We start from the raw sequence: 22712 nt of genomic DNA, 5'->3' as shown, positions 1-22712 counted from the left end.
TCAGGCCACGAGTTCACGCTCCAGCGGGGTGCGGAAGCGCGGAGTGATGCGGGCGTCGCCCACCCACGCGGCGAGCCGGGCGGCCTCGGCGGCGACCGCCTCCTCGGCGGCGGGACCGGGGGCGCCCAGTAGCCGCCAGACGATCTCCCCGTCAGGCCGCTGGGCCCACCCGCCGATGATCTCGCCGTTCCACCACACGGTCGGGCCGATGTTCCCCGCGTAGTCGAACAGGGCGGGCCGGTGGGCCGGGTCGAGGTGGAAGCCGCGGTCGGCCCAGCCCATGGCGCTGGGGTCGAGGCCGGGCAGCAGCGCCGCCCAGGGCTCCGGCGCGGGTACGGGTGCGGTGTCCCCCGGGAGTACGAGGGCCGTGCCCCCGTCGTCGAGGCGGACCAGCTCGGAGCCGACGGCCGCGAGGGCCTTGCGCACGTCGGTGAGGGTCCAGCCGGTCCACCACTTGAGGTCGGCCTCGGTGGCCGGGCCGTAGGCGTGGAGCCAACGCCGGGCGAGCTCGGCGCGGGCCTCGGCAGCGGGTACGGCGGGCCAGGGCTGCGTGTGGACCCAGCGGTACTGGCTCGACGTCCACGACCCGCGCGGGCGGTCCCGGCGGATCCGGCCGTCGGCGGCCAGGAGGCGTATGACGCGGGTGGTGACGCCGGTCTCGGTCTCGTACTTCTTGCCCCGGCCGATGGTGATCTTCTGCCGGAGGGCGGGGACGGCGGCGGAGAGCTGGCTGCCCGTCGAGGGGCCGTGGGCGTCGAGTGCGTCGAGGGTGGCGGCCTCGGCCCTGGCCAGCCAGTCGGCGTCCAGGCCCTGACCGTCCTCGTCGAGGTGCTTGAGGAGGGTCCGCCGTTCCTTGGCCGCGATGCCCCGGGCGGTGGACGCGTCGACGTGGGGGGCGAGTGCCGACGAGACGGCGAAGAGCGTGTTGCGCATGCTCAGCAGGCGGACGAGGCTGACGTCCTCGTACAGGGCCCGCTCGATCGTCGCCGGTCCCCCTCCGGCCAGGCGGGCACGGGCGGAGAGGTAGACCGTCGCGGCGTCCGTGGCGTGCAGGGCGACCACCGCGTCGGCCGCCTCGGCCACGGTGGCGGCGTGAGCGGAGGGGGCGAGTCGGTGCCGCAGGCCGAGCCGGTGGCGACGCTCGGCGGTGGTGACGAGGGGGAGGCTGGGGCTCATCCTCCCGATCGTAGGCCGGGCTGCCGACAGGGACCCGGCCTACGGCGGAAGCGTCAGAGCTGGAACTTGAACCCGACGTGGGAGGCGGTGAAGCCCAGCCGCTCGTAGAAGCGGTGGGCGTCGGTGCGCGTCGCGTCCGAGGTGAGCTGGATCAGCTGGCAGTTCTCCTGCCGGGACCGGTCGATCGCCCATTCGATGAACCGGGTGCCGAGGCCGCTGCCGCGTTCGTCGGCGTGGACGCGGACGCCTTCGATGATGGACCGGGTGGCTCCCTTGCGGGACAGCCCCGGTACGAAGGTGAGCTGGAGGGTGCCCACGACGCGCTCGCCGCGGACCGCGACGACGACGTGCTGGTGGGGGTCGGCGGTCAGGCGCTTGAGGGCGGCGATGTACGGGGTGAGGTCGTCAGGGGACTCACGGGTGGCGCCGAGCGGGTCGTCGGCGAGCATCTCGACGATGGCTGGCAGGTCCGCCTCGGTGGCGGGGCGGATGGACAGCTCGTGGGTTTCGGTCATGGGTGCGCGTTCCTTCTCTCAGCCGGCCGCGACGGTCAGCGGGGCCCAGCGGCGGGTCCAGTCGCCGGGGAGGCCGGGGATGCTCCGGGTCATCACGGCGTTGAACGCCAGGGATTCGAGGCCGCGCTCCTTGAGCCAGGCCAGCAGCTCTTCGTGGCGTACGTCGACATCGGTGCGCAGGGGCCGGTCCGTGGCGGCGGCCAGCGCCGTTACGAGGGCCTGGGCGGAGGCGGTGTCACGGGCGATCAGCGGGCCGACGACATGGGTCTCCATGTTGGGCCAGATCGCGGCGTAGCCGACGAGCTCCCCCTCGGCGTCCTCGACGACGAGCAGCGTGTCCGCGAAAGCCGGCAGGCGGGTGATCACGTGGGTCCGGTCGGTGCCGAACACCTCGGTGTCCAGGCGGATGATCCGGGGGATGTCGCCGGCGGTGGCCGGGCGGACGGTTTCGTTGCCCGGGGCCGGAGTGCCGGCGGTGGGGCGGAAGGTGCCCCGGAGCATTTCCGCACGGCCCGTCGTGTCGAAACCGAGCTCCTCGTACAGGGGACGGCCGTACGGGGTGGCGTGCAGGGTGAGGGGGACGCCCTTCAGGACGTCGTCGCACACGTACGTCATCAGGTGGCGGCCGAGCCCCCTGCGCGCGTACCGGCCTGCGACGAGGACCATGCCGATGGCGGCGAGGTCGGGATTGGCCCGGCTGGGACCGTAGCGGGTGACGACACAGGCGGCGGCGAGTCCGTTGCCGTCGGGGGCGTCGATCCCGTAGGCGTCCCCAGCGGCGAGGAGCAGCCCCCATTTGTGTTCCTCGCGGGGCCAGTCGCGGTCCTCGGACAGATCGGCGCAGTGGCGGAGATCGTCCGGGGCCAGCGAGCGGATCGGTAGATCGGTGAGCGGTGATGAGGTCACCCACCCAGAGTGGATCATGAATCAGGCGCCAGTCCAGAGGATATGGGTGTCCGAAGCATCGCTGTTTCACGTGAAACGTCGGCCCGTTTCACGTGAAACGACCGGGTGTTTCACGTGAAACCGGAGGCCGTTTCCCGTGGAACAGGGGCGGCTTCATGGGCAGCGGCGGGTCGTTTCACGTGAAACACGCTGTTTCACGTGAAACGCAGCGGCTAGCCTCGACAGCTATGACATCGCTGCACCTCTTCGATCTCGACGGGACCCTGATGTACGGCTCGGCCGCGCCGGTCGAGATCTCACGGCAGCTCGGCGTGAGTGCCGAGATCGCCGAGCTGGAGCGGGCCTTCGCCGCCCGGGAGATCGGCCCCCACGAGTTCTCGGTGGCGGTACACGAGCTGTGGTCGGACCTGACTCCCGCGCACGTCAGGGCGGCGTTCGACGGAGCCCCGTGGCTTGCGGGCATCCGGGACGTCTGGCAGGAGATCCGTGAGCGCGGTGACTACTGCGCGGTCATCTCCCTGTCCCCGTCCTTCTTCGTGGAGATGCTGCTGGAATGGGGCGCGCACGCCGCGCACGGCTCGGTCTTCCCCGATGTGCCCTTCACCCGGCCCGTCGATCTGGCGGGGATCCTGACGCCCGAGGGCAAAGTCGGCATCGCGGACCAGCTGTGCGAACGGTTCGGAGTGGGCCGAGGGGACTGCGTGGCCTACGGCGATTCCCTGACCGACGCGGTGCTCTTCGAGGCGGTGCCGAGGTCTGTGGCGGTGAACGCGCGGCCCTACCTGGCCGAGCGGGCGACGTACGTCTACGAGGGCCGTGACCTGCGCGAGGCATACCAGCTCCTGGGCGTGGCACGCCCGGAAGTCGAGGCATCTTAAGGGGAAAGAGGGTTCGAAACGCAGAATTTCCCCATTCCCCCGCAGGGCTCTTGGCAGGCTGGCACGCTGTGAAACCCGGAACCACGGATTCGAGGCCGTGGCGCGCGTACACCGACCGAGATGTTCGAAGCGAGGCACCGCATGGACGCTCCGCCAATCAGATCGGCCAGACCGACGGGCCGGATACCCTCCGGGGGCGGTGCGAAAGAGCCCTCCCCGGATGCGGTGCTCATCCGCCGGACCCTCGCGGAAATAGCACCCGTCGCCGGCAAAGTGACCTCGTACTTCTACGCCTTGGTCTTCACCGGGCACCCCGAGGTACGAGAGATGTTCCCCGCGGCCATGGACGTCCAGCGCGACCGGCTGCTGAAGGCACTGCTGACCGCCGCCGAGCACATCGACGACCCGGACGTGCTCGTCCCGTACCTGCGCCGGCTGGGTACGGGACACCGTAAGTACGGCACCATGGCCGGCCACTACCCGGCGGTCGGCGAGGCCCTGATCGGGGCCCTGTCCCGGTACGCGTCGCTCACCTGGGGGCCGGAGACCGAGGCCGCCTGGGTACGGGCGTACACCGCCATTTCCCAGACCATGATCGATGCCGCGGCCGAGGACGAGGTGAAGGCGCCCGCCTGGTGGCGCGCGGAGGTCGTCTCACACGATCTGCGCACCTCGGACATCGCGGTGCTGACGGTCCGCCCCAACCGGCCGTACCCCTTCCTCGCGGGCCAGTACACGAGCCTGGAGACCCCGTGGTGGCCACGGGTCTGGCGGCACTACTCCTTCGCCTCGGCGCCGCGCGCCGACGGCCTCCTCTCCTTCCACGTCAAGGCCGTACCGGCGGGCTGGGTCTCCAACGCCCTGGTGCGGCACGCCCAGCCGGGCGACGTGCTGCGGCTGGGGCCCCCGGCGGGGTCGATGGTGGTGGACCACAGCACCGACAACGGCATGCTGTGCCTGGGCGGCGGTACCGGCATCGCCCCCATCAAGGCGTTGATCGAGGACGTCGCCGAGCACGGGGAGCGGCGCCCGATGGAGGTCTTCTTCGGCGCGCGCAGCGACCACGACCTCTACGACAAGGACACCCTGCTGGGCCTGCAGCGCTCCCACCCGTGGCTGTCCGTGCGCCCGGTGATCGGAGGGGGGCTGGACGGCCAGCTGCCGCAGGCGGTCGGTGAGCACGGGCCCTGGAGTTCGTACGACGCCTTCATCTCGGGCCCGCCGGCGATGATCCGCAGCGGTGTGGACGCCCTCAAGCGCATCGGCATCCCCGGAGAGCGGATCCGTTACGACGCGCTCGAGGAGCTGGCGGGCGTCGCCGGCTGAGACCGGCGCGGGCCCGCCCGCTCCTCCGCGTCCTAGCCCAGGTCGGGGGCGTGCATGGCGCGCACCCCCTCGATGTTGCCGTCGAGGTAATGCCGCAAGGACAGCGGCACGAGGTGGACGGCGGCGATCCCGACCCGGCTGAAGGGCACGCGGACGATCTCGTACTCGCCCTCGGGCTCGTCGATCTCGGGGCCGTGCCGTTGTGCGGGGTCCATCGATTCGAGGTGGCAGACGAAGAAGTGCTGCACCTTGACGCCGGTCACTCCCCCGGAGGCGATGTGCTCGACGGTGTCGACGAAGCAGGGCACCACATCGGTGATCTTGGCGCCGAGTTCTTCGTGGACCTCGCGGTGCAGGGCGTCGACGACGGTGGCGTCCGAGGGCTCCACCCCGCCACCCGGGGTGAGCCAATACGGGTCGATGCCGGGCTTGGTGCGCTTGATGAGGATCAGGTCGTCACCGTCGAGCAGGATCGCGCGGGCGGTGCGTTTGACCACGGGACGTTCGGTCATGGGAGAAGAGTGGCCCGGTACACCCCTTCTGAAACGCGCCACGGCCCGAAACCGGGGGCTCACCAGTGCGCGGCGGCGCGCAGCAGCCTGTCGTGGGCCCGGGCGAGGTGGGCGAGCGCCAGGCTGCCGGCCCGTACGGCGAGGAACCAGGTGCGCAGCGGTGGCACGGGCGGCTCCAGCAGGGCCACGATCTGACCGCTGTCGAGGGCTTCCCGGCACAGGTAGCGGGGCAGGACGGCGAGTCCGGCGCCCGCACGCACGCACTCCAGCACGGCGCGCAGGTCGGGGGCGACGACGGTGGCGGCGGCCTCGGGTACGGAGTCGAAGACGGCGCTCCAGTAGCGGGTGACGAGCGGAAGGCTCTCGTGCACCTCGACGACGGGTATCCCGTCGAGCGCGCCGGGGCCCTTGTCGTGCAGGTGGGCCGGGTCGACGAGGGCGGCCCAGTAGGGCGCGGCGACCAGGACCTGCTCCTCGTCGCAGAGGGCGGAGGCGGTGAACAGCTCGCCGCGCGGTCGGGCGGTGGTCACGGCGAGGTCGTGCTGCCCGGCGGCCAGCCCGTCGAGGGTGGCCTCCGCGCCGGCGGTGAAGGCGGTCCGGAACGTCTGTCCCTGGCCGACGAGCGGGGCGAGGGCGGGCAGCACCCGCAGGCACAGGAACTCGGGGGGACCGGCGAGGTGCAGGGTGCGTAAGGCGCCGGCGGACTCCCGCTCGGTCTCGGTGATGCGCAGCAGGGCGTCCAGGTGCGGGGCGGCCTTGTGGGCCAGTTCGTCGCCGACGGCGGTGGGCGTGACGCCGCGCGCGCGGCGGTGGAACAGGGGCCGGCCCAGCTGGCGTTCCAGGGTCCGGATCTGGGAGGTGACCGCGGGCTGGGACAGCCCCAGCATCGTGGCGGCCCGGGTGAACGAGCCGGCCCGGTGGACGGCGACGAAGGTGCGCAGCAGGGCCAGGTCCATGTCGGCCCCTCTCGGTGGGGGCCTTCAACTATAAATATGCCGATAGGCCCCTGTCGTTACCGTGATTGGACTCTGACGCTGAGTCAATTAGCCTTGTTCGTGTGGTTCTTCACTTGCGGAACCCGGGGCGGTCCGAGCCACCAGGGGGGAGGCTCGGACCGCTTTCCCGTGGAGTTCAGGCCCCGGAGGCCGCCTGGCCAAGGGCCCGCAGCACGTCGGCGACCAGGTCTTCGGGATCCTCGGCGCCGGCGGAGAAGCGGATGAAGCCCTCCGGCACGGCGTCGCCGCCCCAGCGTCCGCGCCGCTCCGCCGTGGACCGCACTCCGCCGAAGCTCGTGGCGTCCTCGACCAGGTGCAGGGCGGCCATGAAGCGTTCCGCGTGTGCGCGGTCCGGCAGCGTGAAGGAGACCACCGAGCCGAAGCCGCTCATCTGCCGGGCCGCCGTCTTGTGGGACGGGTCCGAGGGGAGCCCCGGGTAGCGCAGTCCGCTCACCTCGGCGCGGTCGGCGAGTGCTTCGGCGACCGCCAGCGCGTTGCCCCACTGGCGCTGGGCGCGCAGTTGGATGGTGGCCAGCGAGCGGTGGGCGAGCCAGGCCTCCATGGGTCCCGGAATGGCGCCGACGATCTTGCGCCAGCGGCGGACGGCCGAGGCGAGCTCGGGGTCGCGGCAGACGACGTAGCCGAGCAGCAGGTCTCCGTGGCCGGTGAGCCCCTTGGTGCCGCTGGCCACGGAGAAGTCCGCGCCGAGTTCCAGCGGCCGCTGCCCGAGCGGGGTGGCGAGGGTGTTGTCGACGGCGACCAGGGTGCCGCCCCCGTGCGCGGCCTTCACGAGGCGGCGTACGTCGCACACGTCGAGCCCCGGATTGGAGGGGGTTTCGATCCACAGCAGCCGGGCTCCGTCGAGGGCGGTCAGCTGGGCGTCGTCGCCGGTGGGGGCGGTGCGCACGGCGATCCCGTACGCCTCCATCTGCTCACGGAGCAGCGGCAGCGCCTGGTAGCCGTCGTCGGGCAGGACGACGGTGTCGCCGGTGCGAGCCTGGGAGAGCAGGACGGCGGAGATCGCGGCCATGCCGGATGCGAAGACGACGGTCTCCACGTCCTTTCCGGGCGCCTCCAGTTCGCCGATCGCGCGTTCCAGCAGGGTCCAGGTCGGATTGGTGTCGCGGCCGTAGGTGTACGGGCCGCTCACGTCGCCCGGGAGGTGGAAGTGGGCGGCGAACACGGGCCCCGGCAGGGTCGGTTCGTTCTTGACGGGCTCGGGGAATCCGGCGCGCACGGCGCGGGTGCCGTCGCCGTACCGGTCGGTCGCGGCGGCTTCGGAGGTGGGGTGGTCGTTCAAGGGGTGTGCTCCTTCACGGCGGCGCGTACCGCGTCCAGCAGGCCGGGGCTCACGGCCTCGACCAGCTCCAGGCATTCCTCGAACCCGTCGAGGGAGCCGTAGTAGGGGTCCGGCACGTCCAGTGTGTCGGTTGAGTTCAGTGTGTCCGTCACGTGTTCCCGCGCAGCCGCCGGATCGTACGAGCGCAGCAGCCGGACCTTGCCGTCGCCCTCGTGCCGGCCGCCGGTGCCGGCGCTGTCCACCTCGACCCGGCCGTCGAGCCCGGCCTCGGTGACGTGGGAGCGGAAGACGGACTCGGCCATGGGCGAGCGGCAGATGTTCCCGGTGCAGACGAAGCAGACGCGGTACACGGGGGGTCGCTCAGTTCTTGTCGGGCAGGGCCATGTTCACGGCCCAGGAGACGACGGAGATGATCAGGCCGCCGACGACCGCCGTCCAGAAACCGTCCACGTGGAAGCTGAGCTTGAACTGCTCGGCCAGCCAGGAGGTCAGGAGCAGCATCAGGGCGTTCACGACCAGGGTGAACAGGCCGAGGGTGAGGATGAACAGGGGGAGGGAGAGCAACTTCACCACGGGCTTGACGATGAGGTTGACCAGGCCGAATACCAGCGCGACCAGGATCAGTGTGAGGGTGCGGCGGCCCAGGCTGCTTCCGTCGTCGAGCGTGATGCCGGCGAGCAGCCAGATGGCCACGGCCAGGGCGGCCGCGTTGGCGAGCGTCTTGACTACGAAATTCGTCATGTGTCTGATCGTGGCAGAGAAGATCCCGGTCGGACATCAGCAGATCAGCGGATCCCAGGGCAGCACCGAACAAGGGGCACGACAACGATGAAGGCCTTCCGGCTGGATGAGCTCGAGGCGGAGAGGGCGGCCAACGACGGCGCCTATCTGCAATTCCTGCGGGAGCGGAACATGTCGGCCGGGCTGTACGCCCTCGACGCGGGCCAGAGCGATCCCCAGCAGCCGCACCTGCAGGACGAGGTGTACTACGTGGTGAGCGGCCGCGCCTCGATCACGGTCGGGGAGGAGACGACGGTGGTGGCCAACGGCAGCGTCGTCTACGTGCCGGCCGGGGTGCCGCACAGGTTCCACCACATCACCGAGCCCTTGAAGGTGCTGGTGGTGTTCTCACCGCCGGAGGGCTGAGGGCGCCGGTGCCGGGGTCGGACGCCCGGTTCCCCTAGGGGGCGGATCAGGGGGTTCCGGGGGCTCACGGGCCCCCGGCCGAAGCCGTGGACTCCTAGCATCGGGAGCAGGAAGTCACGGACGAGGAAGAGGTAGAAGACATGGACGGGATCCGAGCTGTGTTCGCGGGCATGCCCTGGTGGGTCAAGTGGATCGCCGTTCCGCTGCTGGCGCTCCTGGTGTTCGGCGGAGTGATCACCACCATCATCGGCACGCTGATCTCGATCGTCTTCAAGGTGCTGCTCTTCGTCGCCCTCGTCGGTGGACTGATCTTCCTGGTCAAGAAGTTCAGCGGCAGCGGATCGAAGTCCTCTTCCTCCGGGGAGTGGTAGGACCGCGGTGGTGCCAACTCCCGGGAACGGCGGGACTCCTCGCGTCGGGCGGTAGCGGCGTTGACCCATGCGGGGGAACCTGGGCTGGCAAAACGCCCACACCACGGGAATCGGCGGATAGGGTGGCAATCTGTGCCGTTCCCCTGGGCACCGTCAGCCGGTACTCCGCTCTCCACCGGCGGGCGCGTCCGGCGTCGCCGACCACCACCCCCAGGAGCCGCGGCACACGCGGGGGCGGCCCCCGCAGGGCGGGCCCCCCAGGCCCGCCGCCACGCCTGGGGGTGAGCTTTGTCTTCGGTTCACAATGCCGGTGTGCCGACCCTGATCGGTTCGGTGCAGCGGGCGCTGAGGCTGCTGGAGGCGGTGGGCTCCCATAGTGAGGGAGCTCCGGCGAAACAACTCGCGCGCGAAGCCGGGCTCCCGCTCCCCACCGCGTACCACCTGCTGCGGACCCTGACCCACGAGGGCTATCTGCGCCGGGAGGGCGGGGTTTTCGTCCTCGGGGCCGCCGCCGGGCGGCTGGCCGGCGGCGGACTTCAGCAGAAACGTCGCAGCATGATCCTCGACTCCCTCGCGCACTTTCGCGACGCGGTCGGGGCCCCCGTCTACTTCGCGGTGTACCGCGAGGGTGAGATCGAGGTCGTGGGCGTCTCGGACACCCCGGCCGGCCCGGCCTGCGAGGAGTGGGCCGATTTCCGCGAGACCGGCCACGCGCACGCCATCGGGCAGTGCCTGCTGGGCCAGCTCGACGAGAAGGCGCGCAAGGACCACTACGACCGTCACCCGGTCGAGGGCATCACCCCCTATACCGTGCGCGATGTGCACGCCCTGGAGCAGCGCATCGGCTCCCTGGAGCGGATGCAGCCGGTTACGGAGCGTCAGGAGTACGCGCTGGGAACGGTGTGCGCGGCGATCCCGATCACCGCCGGCGATACCGCCGCAACCATGGCCATTTCCCTTCCCGTGCACCAGGAAGACCGGTTGCTCTATGCGGTCGATCGACTACGGAGTGAAGTAGGCGCGCTGTTGAGCACCCTCTCCTTCTCTATCAGTATCTGAAAACTCACTCCTTGTGATCTGCTAGCGCTTCCACCACTCTTGTCAAGAGGGCTTCGGGGGATCATTCCTGGCCACTTCCACTACAGCGGGGTAGTCCATGCGCGAGTCGGTACAGGCAGAGGTCATGATGAGCTTCCTCGTTTCCGAGGAGCTCTCGTTCCGGATCCCGGTGGAACTCCGGTACGAAGCACGTGATCCCTACGCAGTGCGCCTCACCTTCCACCTTCCCGGAGACGCGCCCGTGACCTGGGCGTTCGGCCGGGAGCTGCTTCTGGACGGCATCAACAAGCCGTGCGGCGACGGTGATGTGCACATCGCTCCCAGCGATCCGGAGGAGTTGTCCGACGTCCACATCCGCCTTCAGGTCGGCGGTGACCGGGCCCTGTTCCGGGCCGGCGCGGCCCCCCTCGTCGCCTTCCTCGACCGCACCGACCGGCTTGTTCCGCTCGGTCAGGAGCGCAGTCTCGGGGATTTCGAGGGGAACCTCGACGAGGAACTCGACAAGATCCTCGCCGAAGCGCAGCAGAACGAGCGGAATGCGGGCTGAGGAACCCGCGTCCCGTCACTTACCGTAACGACGGCGCCTCGCCGTTCAGCGCTTGCGCCGTCGGCCCCGGCCGCCACGGACCGGCCCGGCGGCCGCCGCGGCCGCCGGGGCCGCCGGCCGGTCCGCGGAGACCACAAGGGCGGCGAGCGCGGTGGTCATGGGCACCGAGGCGACGAGTCCGATCGACCCCACGAGGGTCCGTACGATCTCCTCCGCGACCAGCTCGCTGTTGGCCACGTCCCCCATGCTGCTGTTGGCGATGGTGAACAGCAGGAGCAGGGGCAGCGAGGCGCCCGCGTAAGCCAGGACCAGGGTGTTGACCACGGAGGCGATGTGGTCGCGGCCGATCCGGATCGCCGCCCCGTACAGGGCGCGCGGCCCCATCTTCGGGTCGGCCTGGTGGAGTTCCCACACGGCCGAGGTCTGGGTGACCGTCACGTCGTCGAGTACGCCGAGCGATCCGATGATCACACCCGCGAGCAGCAGGCCGCTCATGTCGATCTCGGGGTAGAGCCCGTGGATCAGGCCGGTGTTGTCGTCGGTGTTGCCGCTCAGGAACGCCCAGTCGATGAACACCGAACCGAGCAGGCCGATCAGCAGCAGCGAGGCGAGGGTGCCGAGGACGGCCACCGAGGTCCGGGCCGTCAGTCCGTGGCACATGTAGAGGGCGATCAGCATGATCGCGCTGGATCCGACGATCGCGACGAGCAGGGGGTTCGAGCCCTGGAGGATCGCCGGGAGGATGAAGAGGGTCAGGATCCCGAAACTGATCACTAGGGCGATCAGGGCGAACAGACCGCGCAGGCGGCCGACCACGACGACCGCCACCGCGAAGATGCCCGCCAGTACGGCCAGCGGGAGCTTGCGGTTCACGTCGATCACCGAGTACTGGAGGTCGCGGGGCGCGTCGGGCGCGTAGGCGACCACCACCTTCTGGCCCTGCTCCAACTGCCGTGGCGCACCCGGCTGGACGATCTCGAAGAAGGCCCGCCCCTTGTCCGGGCCGGTGTCGACGACGACGGTGGCCTTCTTGCACTCGCCGGTCTGCGCGGCCTGGGCCTCGCGGCCCTCGGGGGTGGAGGTGTCGCCCGTCGGCGGAACCTGCGAGGCGTTCACGGACTTGCAGTCGACGTTCGCGAGCGCCACGACCGTGCCCTGCTGCGTCTGCCGGTCGAAGCCCACCCCGGTGCGTTCGTGCGCGGGGGCGCCGCCCGGCCAGAGGACCGCCATGCCGATGAAGACGGCCGCGGCGAAGGGGATCAGTACCGCCGCGATGACCTTGCGCAGGTGCTTGGAGACGGGGGCCGCCGGTCCGTGGCCGTGGCTGTGTGAATGCCCGTGGGAGGGCCCGGCCGCATGCCCGTGGGACGCGTGCTCGTGGCCGGTGTGACCCGTGGGATCTGTGGGCTCGGTGGGGGGCTGCGGCGAGGACGTCACCGGCAGATCATCGCAAGAGATGAGGGGGCCCACTGTTCAGCACGCCACAGATGACGCTAGCGTGGGGGCACCTTTGCACAACGCGGGAGCTCGGAGCACCGGGCTGAGAGGGCGCTGATCACCGTACGCACATGAGGATGCGTAGGGGAAGAGGCTGCGTCGACCGCCGAACCTGTTACCGGGTAATGCCGGCGTAGGGAGATAGGTCTCATGACCATTCAGGACGCACGCACGCCTGCCGTCAGCCAGGACGCCGACGACCGCACCGAGCGCCAGCCGGGCTGGCACAAGGGCTACGTGGCGGGATCCCGCCCCGACATCCGGGTGCCCGTCCGCCAGGTGCACCTCACCAACGGCAAGGACGTGACGCTCTACGACACGTCCGGCCCGTACACCGACCCCGGGATCGAGACGGACGTCCGCCGGGGCCTCGCACCGCTGCGCGAGAACTGGATCATCGGCCGCGGCGACACCGAGGAGTACGCGGGCCGCCCCGTGCGCCCCGAGGACGACGGCATCAAGCACACCTCGCCCCGCGGCGGCCTCAAGAACCTGGACGCGGTCTTCCCGGGCCGCCCCCGGCAGCCCCGCCGGGGCCGTGGCGGCGCCGCCGTCACCCAGCTCGCGTACGCCCGTCGCGGTGAGATCACGCCGGAGATGGAGTACGTCGCGATCCGCGAGAACGTCTCCCCCGAGGTCGTCCGCGAGGAGATCGCCGCAGGCCGCGCGGTTCTTCCGGCCAACGTGAACCACCCCGAGATCGAGCCGATGATCATCGGCAAGCGGTTCCTGGTGAAGGTCAACGCCAACATCGGCAACTCCGCGGTCACCTCCTCCATCGAGGAGGAGGTCGACAAGATGACCTGGGCGACCAAGTGGGGCGCCGACACGGTCATGGACCTCTCGACGGGCCGCAACATCCACACCACGCGCGAGTGGGTGCTGCGCAACTCCCCCGTCCCGATCGGCACCGTGCCGCTGTACCAGGCACTGGAGAAGGTCGACGGCCGTGCCGAGGACCTGACCTGGGAGATCTACAAGGACACGGTCATCGAGCAGGCCGAGCAGGGCGTCGACTACATGACGGTCCACGCCGGCGTGCTGCTCCCGTACGTGCCGCTGACCGCCCGTCGCAAGACCGGCATCGTCTCCCGCGGCGGCTCGATCATGGCCGCCTGGTGCCTGGCGCACCACAAGGAGAACTTCCTCTACACGAACTTCGAAGAGCTCTGCGACATCCTCGCGACCTACGACGTCACGTACTCCCTGGGCGACGGCCTGCGCCCCGGTTCCATCGCGGACGCCAACGACGCGGCGCAGTTCGCCGAGCTGAAGACCCTGGGCGAGCTGAACACGATCGCCAAGCGGCACAACGTGCAGACGATGATCGAGGGCCCGGGACACGTCCCGATGCACAAGATCAAGGAGAACATCGACCTCCAGCAGGAGATCTGCGAGGAGGCGCCGTTCTACACGCTCGGCCCGCTCACCACGGACGTCGCGCCCGCGTACGACCACATCACCTCGGGCATCGGCGCCGCGATGATCGCCTGGTGGGGCACGGCGATGCTCTGCTACGTCACGCCCAAGGAGCACCTGGGCCTGCCCAACCGCGACGACGTGAAGACCGGCGTCATCACCTACAAGATCGCCGCCCACGCGGCGGACCTGGCCAAGGGGCACCCGGGCGCCCAGGAGTGGGACGACGCCCTGTCGGACGCGCGCTTCGAGTTCCGCTGGGAGGACCAGTTCAACCTGGCCCTCGACCCGGACACGGCCCGCGAGTTCCACGACGAGACCCTGCCGGCCGAGCCGGCCAAGACCGCGCACTTCTGCTCCATGTGCGGTCCCAAGTTCTGCTCCATGAAGATCTCGCAGGACATCCGCCGTGAGCATGGCGGCGACCTGAAGGCCGACGAGATCCAGGCGGGCATGGCGGAGAAGTCCGCCGAGTTCGCCGCCGCGGGCAACCGCGTCTACCTGCCGTTGGCGGACTGACGCACAGCATGGGGGGAGTGCTGCTCCCGGCGCGGCGGAGTGTCGCCCGCCGGGAGCAGCGCCGCGTCCGGACTCTGACGGAGTGGGGGCGCGTTGCTTGACCTGGAGTGCGCTCCAGCTCCTAGAGTGCGGCCGCATGAGCATGGGATACCGAAATCTTGGCGGTACGGGCATCGAGGTGAGTGCCCACTGCCTGGGCACGATGATGTTCGGAGCGGTGGGGAACCCGGACCACGAGGAGTGCGTGCGGATCATCCATGCCGCGCTCGACAGGGGGATCAACTTCCTCGACACCGCGGACATGTACTCGGCCGGTGAGTCCGAGGTGATCGTGGGCAAGGCACTCAAGGGGCGGCGCGACGACGTCGTGCTCGCCACGAAGGTCCACTTCCAGATGGGAGAGGGACGCAACCGCAGCGGCAACTCGCGGCGCTGGATCGTGCGGGCGGTGGAGGACAGCCTGCGGCGCCTGGACACCGACTGGATCGACCTCTACCAGGTGCACCGGCCCGACCACACGACCGACGTCGAGGAGACCCTGTCGGTCCTCGGCGACCTGGTCAGGGCCGGCAAGATCCGCTCCTTCGGCTGCTCTACGTTCCCGGCCGAGGAACTCGTCGAGGCGCACCACGTGGCCGGGCGGCGGGCCCTGCCCCGGTTCCGTACGGAGCAGCCCCCGTACTCGATCCTCGCGCGGGGCATCGAGGCCGACGTGCTGCCGGTCGCCCGTCGCTACGGGATGGGCGTGCTGACCTGGAGCCCGCTCGCATCCGGCTTCCTGAGCGGAAAGTACCGGCTCGGCGGGCCGATCGACCTGACCTCGGGCCGGGCCGCCCTGACTCCGGCACGCTTCGATCCGGCGATCCCGGGCAACGTGGCCAAGCTGGAGGCAGTGGAACAGCTCGTCGAGCTGGCCGAGTCGATCGGCTGCACGCTGCCGGAACTGGCCGTGGCCTTCCCCGTCGCGCATCCCGCCGTCACCTCGGTGATCATCGGGCCGCGGACGATGGAGCAGATGGAATCGCTGGTCGCGGGAGCCGGGCTGGTCCTCGACGACGCGGTGCTCGACCGGATCGACGAGATCGTGGCGCCCGGCGTGAACCTCTACCGGCCGGACGGTGTCTGGCGTCCCACGGCGCTGACGGAGGCCCGTCAGCGGCGGCGGCCGCTCGACGAGCGCGCGGCGGCCATCTAGGGAGTGTCGTCGCAGTCCTGGCTGCCCGGCGGGGTCTTGCCCGCACGCTCGGACGTCCCTGGCTGCCCGGGCCTGCGCGGAAGGCGATGTTTCACGTGAAACGGTGACGGGCCGACCGAAGCGCACTCCGGCGTGCCCGTCACTTCGTCACTCCCGTTCGTGCTCCGGCCCGCCGAAGTCAGGGCTGGTGAAGTCCGGGGACGAGTAGCCGGGCCGGGGCCCCTGCGACGGGGATCCGGGACTGGTGAAGTCGGGCCGGGTGTACCCCAGGTTGGGGATGCGCCCGGCCCCCGGCGTGCGGGGGGTCGGATGGCCGGCGGCGCTCGGGTCGGCCAGGGCGTCCCGCAGGAACGGCATGATGCCCCGTTCCAGCAGGGCGTTGCGCCAGGCCTCCCTGGCCCGTGAGAGCTCGTCGGGTATCACCACGGTCTCCGCCACGGTCTCCGTCGAGCTGTTGCGCAAGGCCGTCACCAGCAGCCCGATCACGGCGAAGAGCAGGGCGGCCACGGTGAGGGCCCCGAACAGCCAACCGGCCGTCAGCATCGTCTGGGCGAAGGCGGGTTCCGGGTCGAGCATCCTCAGGCTGTAGCCCACCAGCAGGAAGATCACCATGGCGGTCCCGGCCAGGAGGGGGGCCAGGACGGCGACCACGGCGCTCACACCGGCTCCGTCGTCCTGGTCGCCCATGCCGTCCTCGCCCCCGCTCGTGGGGGCCGACAGGGCCTCGTCGCGCAGTTCCTCGCGGACCTTCACGTAGTGGTCGTACTCGGCCGCGGCCGCGGCGGTCAGCAGGGCACTGGCGTTCAAGGCCATCGTGCGCAGTTGTTCGGCGTTCAGCCGTTCACCCAGAGTGGCGAGCTCGGGCCGTTCGTCCGCGGTGCGCAGCGCCTCGTCGAGGAGGCGGTCGAACTCGGGCCGGTCTTCGGTCAGCAGGTGCGGAGCGCTGGTCATGTGCATCCCCCGATGCTCCGTACAAGCCGGTATGCCCGCGTAGACCCGGGCACCGGCACAAACGGAGGAGAGCCTGCTACGGATAGAGCGATGGTAGAGCGCCCCTGCCACGCCGTGACAGGGGCTTTGCCGAAATACCCCGCTCCGAGAACGCTCAGTCGCGCAGAGGTAGTTGAACGACGAGCAGTTTGCCCGCCATCGTGACCCCGCCGTCCATGGCGATGGCCAGACCTTCGGCGTACACGTGCGGTCCGTCCACCGCTTCCGGGCCGCGCGACTCGTCGCCGTCCTCGGTGCCCACTTCGCCGAGGAGGTAGGGGATCGGGCTGTGTCCGTGGACGACGCGTCCGCCGCCGTAGGTGCCGAGGAGTTCGCGTACGGCGTGCGGGCCGGTTTCCTCGTCGCGGAAGGCGAACCGCTTGGTGAACTTGCGGAACAGGTCCCAGGTGATGTCGGCGTCGTTGCGGTTGAGCAGTTCGTGGATGGTGTCGTTGACGTCCTCGATGGAGTCGCCGTAGTCGAGGTACGCGGTGGTGTCGGAGTGCAGCAGCAGGTGGCCGTCTTCCAGGGTGGCCGCGTCCAGCCGTGACATCCACTGCAGGTGGACGTCCTCCAGGCGCTCCATGTCGGTGCGCTGGCCGCCGTTGAGCAGCCAGGCGGCCTGGAAGGTGGCCGTACCGGCCCCTGAGTGCACGGGGGTGTCGCCGAACCGCTTGGCGCCGATGAGCAGCAGCTCGTGGTTGCCCATGAGGGCCTTGCAGTAGCCGCCGGCGGCCGCGGCCTCGGCGGAGAGCCGCATGACGAGGTCGATGACGCCGATGCCGTCGGGACCGCGGTCGGTGAAGTCGCCGAGGAACCAGAGCCGCGCGTTGCCGGCGGACCAGCGCCCGTCGGCGTCGATGAGGTCCTGCGCCCGCAGTTCCCTGACCAGCTCGTCGAGGTAGCCGTGGACGTCACCCACCACGTACAGCGGGCCGGGGCCGGAGGCCGGTGCCTCCTGGGGGACGTAGTGCACCTGCACGGTGTCGCCGGGGCCGCCCTGGGCGCCGCGGCCGATGACGGGCAGGTCGCGCTGCGTGGGGGTGTAGCCGTCGTCGGGCTCGTCGGCGACGCCCGGGTCCTCGGCGTGCGCATCGGCGTGCGCCGTGGCGCGGACGTCCGCGTGGGCCGTGGCCGTGCGCTGCTGCGGGACGGTCTCCGGCACGGGACGGGCCGCGGGGGCGGAGCCGAGGTACTCGGGGTGGCCCGCTACGTACCCGGACGCCGGGTGTGCCGGTGCCGGGGACGGGGCCGCGCCGTAGTACGCGGGGTGTTCGCCGTACGCGGGGGCATCCCCGGGCAGGCTTTTGGACGCGGTGTACGGGGCGGGTTCGCTGACCGGCACCCGGAAGTCCCGCAGCGTGTCCGTCCGCATCGCGGGTCCCTGACCGGCCCCCTGAGTCATCGACCCCTCCACCACCGTCGCGCTGCCGTACACCTGCGGACCCTCCTGACCGCTGGGGCGGAGGGTCCGTGATGTCGTGCGCCCATCATAGGAATGCAGCTCGCGCTCTGTGACGCACCAGGGGTGGTGAATCCTGGCCGGAGCCGGTCGTTCCTGCCGATTTCTCCCGATATCGGTGTTGCTGAAATCCTCGGCGGGGCCGTCGGCCCCGCCGTGCCGTGGTGTGGAGGTCAGTCCTGGGCCGGTGATCGGGGTGGGCTGACTGTGGTCCGGGGCGTCCTGCGCTGCGAGGAGGTACGGATGATGAGTTCGGTCGGGACGACCTGTTCGACGGGCCGTCCGGTGTCGACCCCCTCGATGGCGTCGATCAGCAACTGCACGACGGCGGTGCCGATGCGGCGCGGTTTGAGGGAGAGCGTGGTGATGGGCGGTTCGGTGTTGGCGTAGACGGTCGATTCGCTGCAGCAGACGAGCAGCAGGTCCTCGGGAACGCGCAGGCCGTAGCGCCGGGCTGCGGCGAGCAGGTCGGTGCCGTTGGGGTCGAAGAGCCCGTAGACGGCGTCGGGCCGGTCGGGCCGGGCGAGCAGCCGGTCGGCGGCCACCGCCCCGGCACACGGGTCGTGGGCGGGGTAGGACTCGTAGACCGGGTCCTGCCCGACCCGCTCGCACCAGTTGAGGTAGGCGGTGGTGGAGAGCCGCGTGTAGGTGTCGGTGGTGGTGCCGGTCAGCAGCCCGATGCGGCGGGCACCGGCGGCGGCCAGGTGGTCGAGGAGGCCCAGTACGGCCGCCTCGTGGTCGTTGTCGACCCAGGCGGTGACGGGGAGGGTGCCGGCCGGGCGGCCGTCGGAGACCACGGGGAGTCCCTGACGGACCAGCTCGCTGACCACGGGGTCGTGGTCGGAGGGGTCGATCACGACGGTGCCGTCGAGGGCCACGTTGGACCAGACGTCGTGTCGTGAGGTGGCGGGGAGGATGACGAGGGCGTAGCCGCGGGCGAGCGCGGCCGAGGTTGCGGCCCGTGCCATCTCCGCGAAGTACGCGAATTCGGTGAAGGTGAAAGGTTCATCCCCGTACGTCGTCACGGTCAGGCCGATGAGGCCCGACTTGCCGGTACGGAGGGTGCGAGCGGCGGCGGAGGGGCGATAGCCCAGCCGGTCGGCGACCTCGCGAACGTGGCGGCGGGTGGCGTCCGGCAGCCGCCCCTTGCCATTGAGCGCGTCGGAGACGGTTGTGATGGAGACGCCCGCTGCGGCGGCCACGTCTCTGATGCCGGCCCGGCCCTGTCGGCCGCCGACTCGCCGGGTGGTCTCGGCCCGGCTCACCTGATGCTTCCCTGCTGCTGTCATGGCGAGCCGATAGTAGGGCTCGGTGGGGTGGGTGGTCCGGGTGCATATGCACGCGTTGACAGGCACGATTCTGCATGTTTCGCCACCCCCAATGACCTTGGAAACAAAGGTCATTGGTCGCTCTGAGTAAGGGTGCCGCTTGTCTTCGGGTACGAGCATGCCAAAACGGAGCCGCTGCGGACCGTTCGCAACTCACCTGCACGAGGGACGCGCGCCACGGCGCAGGCCACCGGCGCACGCATATATGCGCGCGCTCCCCCTGTGTTCCGGGCGCCCGCCATTCTCGGATCGGCGGAATCCTCATATGGTGAGCAGTATTGAGTCGACGGTGCCGTCGACGGGACGGTCGAGGAGGACCTGCGGTGAGCGAGAAGAGCCCGAAGCTGCGCGCCGAGCTGGACGGCATTCCCACCTACAAGCCCGGAAAGCCGGCAGCCGCCGGCGGGGCCGTGGCGTTCAAGCTGTCCTCGAACGAGAACCCGTACCCGCCGCTGCCGGGTGTCCTGGAGAGCGCGGTCGCGGCCGCCGGGCGGTTCAACCGCTACCCGGACATGGCCTGCACGGGCCTGGTCAACGAGCTGGCGGAGCGTTTCGGCGTGCCGGTCGAGCACATCGCCACGGGCACAGGCTCGGTCGGCGTGGCCCAGTCGCTGATCCAGTCGACGGCGGGTCCGGGCGACGAGGTCATCTACGCCTGGCGGTCCTTCGAGGCCTACCCGATCATCACGCAGATCTCGGGTGCGACGTCGGTGCAGGTGCCGCTGACCGACGGGGACGTGCACGACCTGGACGCCATGGCCGCCGCGATCACCGACCGGACGCGCCTGATCTTCGTTTGCAATCCCAACAACCCCACGGGCACCGCGGTGCGCCGCGCCGAGCTGGAACGTTTCCTGGACCGGGTGCCCTCGGACGTCCTGGTGGTCCTGGACGAGGCCTACCGCGAGTTCGTGCGCGACGCCGACGTCCCCGACGGCATCGAGCTCTACCGCAGCCGCCCCAACGTGGCGGTGCTGCGTACGTTCTCCAAGGCGTACGGCCTGGCCGGTCTGCGGGTCGGATTCGCGGTCGCGCACGAGCCGGTGGCCGCCGCGCTGCGCAAGACGGCGGTGCCCTTCGGCGTCAGCCAGCTCGCCCAGGACGCCGCGGTCGCCTCGCTGCGGGCCGAGGACGAGCTGATGGGCCGGGTCGGCTCGCTGGTGGGCGAGCGCGCGAGGGTGCACGGGACGCTGCTCGCCCAGGGCTGGACGGTCGTCCCGGACACGCAGGCCAATTTCGTGTGGATGCGGCTGGGGGAGCGGACCGCCGAGTTCGCGGCGGCCTGCGAGAAGGCCGGTGTGGTGGTCCGGCCCTTCGCGGGCGAGGGCCTGCGGGTCACGATCGGTGAGACCGAGGCGAACGACCTCTTCCTGCACACGGCGGAGGCGTTCTTCAAGGAGATGTAGCCGCGCGGAGCCGTGGCTTCCGGAGTCGTGACTCCAGGGGCCGCGGCCTCAGGAGCGGAGCCGGGGTGTGGGCCCGGTCACGGGCCTACACCAGCTCCACGCGGATGGGGTCGCCGTCGCGGACGGTGGACAGCAGGCGGGGGTCGCCGTCGAACGAGCCGAGCACGTTGCACGGGCTCGCCAGGCGGCTCTCGCCCCCGCGCGAGATGGGAGTGGGGCCGTACGGCAGCGCGAGCGCGTCGCCCTCGGTCCAGAACGCGACCGTGCCCGGGTCGACGACCTGCCGGGCGTCGTGCTCCAGGGCGACGGAGACGCCGGTGTCGAAGTAGACCTCCTCGCCCCACGTGTTGGCGGAGGCCGAGATCGGGAGGGCCTCGGCCAGCGCCTTGCTGGTCGGGGTCTCGTCGAGGGTGGCGGTGAGCTGGCCGGAGGGCCAGGAGATTCGTATCTGCATGCGCTGAATTCAACAATCTGTTGAATGTCTTGGCTAGAGGTACCCCCCGGCTGAAAGCTGCGGATGCCTGTGCGACATAATGCTTGTGAATGTGAACGCGTTCACAAGCGTGTCCCGCTTCCTCCCGAAATGAGTGGGACACAAACGGCAGACTGCCGCTGTGACCACGGTGACCCGAAGGAGACGAGGACGTGGACCTAGCTTTGGCGCCGGAGACGCTGGCGCGATGGCAGTTCGGCATCACCACCGTCTACCACTTCCTGTTCGTCCCCCTGACGATCTCGCTCGCCGCCCTCACGGCAGGCCTGCAGACGGCATGGGTGCGCAGCGAGAACGAGAAGTACCTCAGGGCCACGAAGTTCTGGGGCAAGCTGTTCCTGATCAACATCGCGATGGGTGTCGTCACCGGCATCGTGCAGGAGTTCCAGTTCGGCATGAACTGGTCCGACTACTCGCGCTTCGTCGGCGACGTCTTCGGAGCCCCCCTCGCCTTCGAGGCCCTGATCGCCTTCTTCTTCGAGTCGACCTTCATCGGCCTGTGGATCTTCGGCTGGGACAAGCTGCCCAAGAAGATCCACCTCGCCTGCATCTGGATGGTCTCGATCGGCACCGTCCTGTCCGCCTACTTCATCCTCGCCGCCAACTCCTGGATGCAGCACCCCGTCGGCTACCGCATCAACGAGGAACGCGGCCGGGCCGAGCTCACCGACTTCTGGCTGGTGCTCACCCAGAACACCGCGCTGACCCAGTTCTTCCACACGATCACGGCCGCGTTCCTGGTCGGCGGCGCGTTCATGGCCGGCATCGCCGCCTACCACCTGGCGCGCAAGAAGCACGTGCCCGTGATGCGCAGCTCGCTGCGCCTCGGCCTGATCGTCATGATCATTGCCGGTATGGGCACCGCCATCAGCGGCGATCTGCTCGGCAAGGTCATGTACAAGCAGCAGCCGATGAAGATGGCAGCGGCCGAGGCCCTGTGGGACGGCGAAGCGCCGGCCCCCTTCTCCGTCTTCGCCTACGGCGACGTGGACAAGGGCCACAACAAGGTCGCGATAGAGATCCCCGGCCTGCTGTCCTTCCTGGCCAACGACGACTTCACCTCGTTCGTCCCGGGCATCAACGACGTCAACAAGGCCCAGCAGGAGAAGTTCGGCCCCGGCGACTACCGGCCGAACATCCCCGTCGCCTACTGGGGCTTCCGCTGGATGATCGGCTTCGGCATGGCCTCGCTCGCGATCGGCTCGCTGGGCCTGTGGCTGACCCGCAAGAAGTTCCTGCTGCCGCCCGGCCTGCGCACCGGCCCGGAAGAGGTACCGAACCTGGTCCTCTTCAAGAAGGCCCTGAGCCCGCGCTTCGCCAACCTGTACTGGATCGTCGCGCTCTGGACCATGGGCTTCCCGCTCATAGCCAACTCCTGGGGCTGGATCTTCACCGAGATGGGACGCCAGCCCTGGGTCGTCTACGGAGTGCTGCGCACCCGGGACGCGGTCTCCCCGAACGTGACCCAGGCCGAGGTGCTCACCTCGATGATCGGCTTCACCCTGCTCTACGCCGTGCTCGCGGTGATCGAGGTCCGGCTGCTGGTGAAGTACGTCAAGCTCGGCCCCCCGGAACTCACCGAGGCCGACCTGAACCCGCCGACGAAGATCGGCGGAGACGACAGGAACCCCGACCGGCCGATGGCCTTCTCGTACTGAGGCCCGAGGAGACC

23 protein-coding genes are annotated in these 22712 nt (G+C 70.1%); 10 read left to right on the top strand and 13 right to left on the bottom strand.

Going from position 1 to position 22712, the window contains the following annotated elements:
- From AC07B0_RS14755 to AC07B0_RS14745, 3 genes are read right to left on the bottom strand one after another with little or no spacing between them, the layout of a single operon-like run.
- Positions 1–1176 (bottom strand): winged helix DNA-binding domain-containing protein, encoded by a 1176-nt coding sequence (locus AC07B0_RS14755; RefSeq protein WP_478898285.1) that lies wholly within the window; start codon positions 1174–1176, stop codon positions 1–3.
- Between the two features lie 53 nt (positions 1177–1229).
- Positions 1230–1691, bottom strand: coding sequence for a GNAT family N-acetyltransferase (locus tag AC07B0_RS14750; protein ID WP_356876017.1), 462 nt, complete (start codon positions 1689–1691; stop codon positions 1230–1232).
- 18 nt (positions 1692–1709) lie between these two features.
- Positions 1710–2597: a GNAT family N-acetyltransferase gene (locus AC07B0_RS14745; protein ID WP_478898283.1), complete on the bottom strand. Its 888-nt coding sequence runs from the start codon at positions 2595–2597 to the stop codon at positions 1710–1712.
- A gap of 227 nt (positions 2598–2824) precedes the next feature.
- Here AC07B0_RS14745 and AC07B0_RS14740 point away from each other — a divergent pair, with 227 nt between their 5' ends.
- The gene (locus tag AC07B0_RS14740; protein WP_356876021.1) at positions 2825–3475 is read left to right on the top strand and encodes an HAD family hydrolase; all 651 of its coding nucleotides are present in this window, start codon (positions 2825–2827) and stop codon (positions 3473–3475) included.
- Between the two features lie 120 nt (positions 3476–3595).
- Entirely contained in the window at positions 3596–4801 is a 1206-nt protein-coding gene (locus AC07B0_RS14735) for a globin domain-containing protein (RefSeq protein WP_356876023.1), read from the top strand.
- A 32-nt stretch (positions 4802–4833) separates the two neighbouring features.
- On the opposite strand, the gene AC07B0_RS14730 is transcribed toward AC07B0_RS14735, so the two are convergent.
- The 5 genes from AC07B0_RS14730 to AC07B0_RS14710 all read right to left on the bottom strand — a co-directional run bounded on the left by AC07B0_RS14730 (position 4834) and on the right by AC07B0_RS14710 (position 8349).
- Positions 4834–5313 carry an NUDIX hydrolase gene (locus AC07B0_RS14730; RefSeq protein ID WP_356876025.1) on the bottom strand — a complete coding sequence of 160 codons (480 nt, stop codon included), beginning with the start codon at positions 5311–5313 and terminating at the stop codon, positions 4834–4836.
- A gap of 59 nt (positions 5314–5372) precedes the next feature.
- Positions 5373–6269 carry a LysR family transcriptional regulator gene (locus AC07B0_RS14725; RefSeq protein ID WP_356876027.1) on the bottom strand — a complete coding sequence of 299 codons (897 nt, stop codon included), beginning with the start codon at positions 6267–6269 and terminating at the stop codon, positions 5373–5375.
- Positions 6270–6444: 175 nt separating this feature from the next.
- The gene (locus tag AC07B0_RS14720; protein WP_469377141.1) at positions 6445–7608 is read right to left on the bottom strand and encodes a cystathionine gamma-lyase; all 1164 of its coding nucleotides are present in this window, start codon (positions 7606–7608) and stop codon (positions 6445–6447) included.
- On the bottom strand, positions 7605–7910 hold the full coding sequence (locus AC07B0_RS14715) for an arsenate reductase/protein-tyrosine-phosphatase family protein (protein ID WP_469377139.1): 306 nt from the start codon (positions 7908–7910) through the stop codon (positions 7605–7607). The genes AC07B0_RS14720 and AC07B0_RS14715 overlap by 4 nt, the downstream gene beginning before the upstream one ends.
- A 58-nt stretch (positions 7911–7968) precedes the next feature.
- Positions 7969–8349, bottom strand: coding sequence for a phage holin family protein (locus tag AC07B0_RS14710; protein ID WP_469377137.1), 381 nt, complete (start codon positions 8347–8349; stop codon positions 7969–7971).
- Between the two features lie 87 nt (positions 8350–8436).
- On the opposite strand from AC07B0_RS14710, the gene AC07B0_RS14705 reads away from it, so the two are divergent.
- The 4 genes from AC07B0_RS14705 (at position 8437) to AC07B0_RS14690 (ending at position 10731) form a co-directional block, all read left to right on the top strand.
- On the top strand, positions 8437–8754 hold the full coding sequence (locus AC07B0_RS14705) for a cupin domain-containing protein (RefSeq protein ID WP_356876035.1): 318 nt from the start codon (positions 8437–8439) through the stop codon (positions 8752–8754).
- Positions 8755–8903: 149 nt separating this feature from the next.
- Positions 8904–9125 carry a DUF5326 family protein gene (locus AC07B0_RS14700; RefSeq protein WP_356876239.1) on the top strand — a complete coding sequence of 74 codons (222 nt, stop codon included), beginning with the start codon at positions 8904–8906 and terminating at the stop codon, positions 9123–9125.
- A gap of 321 nt (positions 9126–9446) precedes the next feature.
- Positions 9447–10184, top strand: a complete 738-nt coding sequence (locus tag AC07B0_RS14695; protein ID WP_356876241.1) for an IclR family transcriptional regulator — start codon at positions 9447–9449, stop codon at positions 10182–10184.
- A gap of 97 nt (positions 10185–10281) precedes the next feature.
- Positions 10282–10731 (top strand): SsgA family sporulation/cell division regulator, encoded by a 450-nt coding sequence (locus AC07B0_RS14690; RefSeq protein ID WP_356876037.1) that lies wholly within the window; start codon positions 10282–10284, stop codon positions 10729–10731.
- Positions 10732–10776: 45 nt separating this feature from the next.
- Here AC07B0_RS14690 and AC07B0_RS14685 read toward each other — a convergent pair whose 3' ends face one another.
- Entirely contained in the window at positions 10777–12168 is a 1392-nt protein-coding gene (locus AC07B0_RS14685; RefSeq protein ID WP_469377134.1) for a YibE/F family protein, read from the bottom strand.
- Positions 12169–12378: 210 nt separating this feature from the next.
- On the opposite strand from AC07B0_RS14685, the gene thiC reads away from it, so the two are divergent.
- Together thiC and AC07B0_RS14675 are read left to right on the top strand one after the other, a co-directional pair.
- Positions 12379–14166, top strand: a complete 1788-nt coding sequence (gene thiC / locus AC07B0_RS14680) for a phosphomethylpyrimidine synthase ThiC (protein WP_356876041.1) — start codon at positions 12379–12381, stop codon at positions 14164–14166.
- A 142-nt stretch (positions 14167–14308) separates the two neighbouring features.
- Positions 14309–15361 (top strand): aldo/keto reductase, encoded by a 1053-nt coding sequence (locus tag AC07B0_RS14675; protein ID WP_478898505.1) that lies wholly within the window; start codon positions 14309–14311, stop codon positions 15359–15361.
- A 147-nt stretch (positions 15362–15508) separates the two neighbouring features.
- Here AC07B0_RS14675 and AC07B0_RS14670 read toward each other — a convergent pair whose 3' ends face one another.
- The 3 genes from AC07B0_RS14670 to AC07B0_RS14660 form a co-directional block, all read right to left on the bottom strand.
- On the bottom strand, positions 15509–16318 hold the full coding sequence (locus tag AC07B0_RS14670) for a hypothetical protein (protein ID WP_469377131.1): 810 nt from the start codon (positions 16316–16318) through the stop codon (positions 15509–15511).
- A 148-nt stretch (positions 16319–16466) separates the two neighbouring features.
- Entirely contained in the window at positions 16467–17756 is a 1290-nt protein-coding gene (locus AC07B0_RS14665) for a metallophosphoesterase (RefSeq protein ID WP_356876045.1), read from the bottom strand.
- 230 nt (positions 17757–17986) lie between these two features.
- Positions 17987–19102, bottom strand: coding sequence for a LacI family DNA-binding transcriptional regulator (locus AC07B0_RS14660; protein WP_356876047.1), 1116 nt, complete (start codon positions 19100–19102; stop codon positions 17987–17989).
- Positions 19103–19464: 362 nt separating this feature from the next.
- Between AC07B0_RS14660 and hisC the strand changes: the two genes are divergently transcribed.
- A complete protein-coding gene (gene hisC, locus AC07B0_RS14655; protein ID WP_356876049.1) occupies positions 19465–20547 on the top strand; it encodes a histidinol-phosphate transaminase in 1083 nt (360 codons plus the stop codon).
- Between the two features lie 85 nt (positions 20548–20632).
- Here hisC and AC07B0_RS14650 read toward each other — a convergent pair whose 3' ends face one another.
- Positions 20633–21001, bottom strand: coding sequence for a cyclophilin-like fold protein (locus tag AC07B0_RS14650; protein WP_356876051.1), 369 nt, complete (start codon positions 20999–21001; stop codon positions 20633–20635).
- A 191-nt stretch (positions 21002–21192) separates the two neighbouring features.
- On the opposite strand from AC07B0_RS14650, the gene AC07B0_RS14645 reads away from it, so the two are divergent.
- Positions 21193–22698: a cytochrome ubiquinol oxidase subunit I gene (locus tag AC07B0_RS14645; RefSeq protein ID WP_356876053.1), complete on the top strand. Its 1506-nt coding sequence runs from the start codon at positions 21193–21195 to the stop codon at positions 22696–22698.
- Positions 22699–22712 lie beyond the last annotated feature (14 nt).

This window comes from Streptomyces sp. NPDC044704 (genome assembly GCF_056433525.1).
This window is presented reverse-complemented; position numbering and strand designations above follow the sequence as displayed.

What these genes read in the sequence shown, in the direction of transcription:
- AC07B0_RS14675 (WP_478898505.1), top strand. Translation starts at nt 14,309, where the DNA reads ATGGGATACCGAAATCTTGGCGGTACGGGCATCGAGGTGAGTGCCCAC.
- AC07B0_RS14670 (WP_469377131.1), bottom strand. Translation starts at nt 16,318, where the DNA reads ATGCACATGACCAGCGCTCCGCACCTGCTGACCGAAGACCGGCCCGAG.
- AC07B0_RS14725 (WP_356876027.1), bottom strand. Translation starts at nt 6,269, where the DNA reads ATGGACCTGGCCCTGCTGCGCACCTTCGTCGCCGTCCACCGGGCCGGC.
- AC07B0_RS14690 (WP_356876037.1), top strand. Translation starts at nt 10,282, where the DNA reads ATGCGCGAGTCGGTACAGGCAGAGGTCATGATGAGCTTCCTCGTTTCC.
- AC07B0_RS14740 (WP_356876021.1), top strand. Translation starts at nt 2,825, where the DNA reads ATGACATCGCTGCACCTCTTCGATCTCGACGGGACCCTGATGTACGGC.
- AC07B0_RS14705 (WP_356876035.1), top strand. Translation starts at nt 8,437, where the DNA reads ATGAAGGCCTTCCGGCTGGATGAGCTCGAGGCGGAGAGGGCGGCCAAC.
- AC07B0_RS14665 (WP_356876045.1), bottom strand. Translation starts at nt 17,756, where the DNA reads ATGACTCAGGGGGCCGGTCAGGGACCCGCGATGCGGACGGACACGCTG.
- thiC (WP_356876041.1), top strand. Translation starts at nt 12,379, where the DNA reads ATGACCATTCAGGACGCACGCACGCCTGCCGTCAGCCAGGACGCCGAC.
- AC07B0_RS14660 (WP_356876047.1), bottom strand. Translation starts at nt 19,102, where the DNA reads ATGACAGCAGCAGGGAAGCATCAGGTGAGCCGGGCCGAGACCACCCGG.
- AC07B0_RS14755 (WP_478898285.1), bottom strand. Translation starts at nt 1,176, where the DNA reads ATGAGCCCCAGCCTCCCCCTCGTCACCACCGCCGAGCGTCGCCACCGG.
- AC07B0_RS14710 (WP_469377137.1), bottom strand. Translation starts at nt 8,349, where the DNA reads ATGACGAATTTCGTAGTCAAGACGCTCGCCAACGCGGCCGCCCTGGCC.
- AC07B0_RS14750 (WP_356876017.1), bottom strand. Translation starts at nt 1,691, where the DNA reads ATGACCGAAACCCACGAGCTGTCCATCCGCCCCGCCACCGAGGCGGAC.
- AC07B0_RS14715 (WP_469377139.1), bottom strand. Translation starts at nt 7,910, where the DNA reads ATGGCCGAGTCCGTCTTCCGCTCCCACGTCACCGAGGCCGGGCTCGAC.
- AC07B0_RS14730 (WP_356876025.1), bottom strand. Translation starts at nt 5,313, where the DNA reads ATGACCGAACGTCCCGTGGTCAAACGCACCGCCCGCGCGATCCTGCTC.
- AC07B0_RS14650 (WP_356876051.1), bottom strand. Translation starts at nt 21,001, where the DNA reads ATGCAGATACGAATCTCCTGGCCCTCCGGCCAGCTCACCGCCACCCTC.
- AC07B0_RS14735 (WP_356876023.1), top strand. Translation starts at nt 3,596, where the DNA reads ATGTTCGAAGCGAGGCACCGCATGGACGCTCCGCCAATCAGATCGGCC.